Annotated in this window: 1 protein-coding gene; it reads left to right on the top strand. The window is 41.0% G+C overall.

Going from position 1 to position 1,160, the window contains the following annotated elements:
* Positions 1 to 1,151 (top strand): IS4 family transposase (locus L1077_RS27140; RefSeq protein ID WP_237139878.1); only part of this gene is annotated, 1,151 nt, incomplete at its 5' end.
* Positions 1,152 to 1,160: the final 9 nt, after the last annotated feature.

The following is a 1,160-nucleotide window of genomic DNA, read 5'->3' as shown; positions in this document are numbered from 1 at the left end:
TGGCGATATATAATGACAAGTCCATGGCTGATGTCGTCAACATGTTAGATATTGTTGATAGAGAAGGTAAGCCGTTTGTTGCTCCAAGTGCACTGACGCAACGAAGAAAAACATTAGGTGAAGCCGCAGCTAAAGCTCTATTTCAATGTACACAAAAGCACTGGCAAGAGAATGCGAATTTACCGGCATGGAATGGATTAACGCTACTTGGTGTTGATGGCGTGGTATGGCGAACGGAAGATACAGCAGAAAATAATCAATCATTCATGAAGCCAACTAACAATAAAGGCTTGGAAACTCAGTACCCTCAAGTACGTATGGTCTGCCAAATGGAACTAAGCTCTCATCTAATTACTGGTAGTGCGTTCGATTCCTACGCAGTAAATGAGATGGTACTTGCAGAGCAGCTAATAGAAACAACACCGGATAATAGTTTAACAATGTTTGACCGAGGTTTTTATTCATTAGGCTTATTGCATAAATGGGCAAACTCGGGAGTAGAGAGGCACTGGTTAATACCGTTGAAGAAAAATGTGCAATATGAAGTCATTCGTAAACTAGGCCGACAAGATAAATTAGTTAAACTCAAAAGTAACCCAAGAGCTCGGAAACTATGGCCTGACTTACCAAATGAAATGGTTGTTCGTTTAGTATCGAGAAAAATACAGGGCAAGCAGTACGATGTACTCACTTCAATGACAGATCCAATAAAATATCCTTTAGGCGAAATTGCCGACTTATACAGTCATAGGTGGGAAATAGAACTGGGCTATAGAGAACAAAAACAGTATATGCTTGGTAATCGTCTAACGTTGAGAAGTAGGCTACCTGAGTTAGTAAAACAAGAGCTGTGGGGGATCTTATTAACGTACAACCTCATTCGATATCAAATGACTCAAATGAGCATGATGTTGAAAGGCGACTATTTACCTTACCAACTGAGTTTTAATGGTGCATTGGCCCACATAATGAGGTTACTGGTTGGTCTGCCATACAGTTCACCAGGTGCATTACCTAGACAGTTAAAAAGCTTGTATGGCATGACGGAAAGTTTAATATTAGAGCCGCGGCGGCAACGTTCATTCCCAAGAACAGTGAAAGCAAGGCCGAAACGTTACCCCAAAAAAATAGATGCCGCTCACCTTAAGTGAACGGCATTA

Origin of the sequence: Pseudoalteromonas luteoviolacea (genome assembly GCF_021654285.1) — a bacterium.
In the GTDB taxonomy this organism is placed as follows: Bacteria; Pseudomonadota; Gammaproteobacteria; order Enterobacterales; family Alteromonadaceae; genus Pseudoalteromonas; species Pseudoalteromonas luteoviolacea_J.
This window is presented reverse-complemented; position numbering and strand designations above follow the sequence as displayed.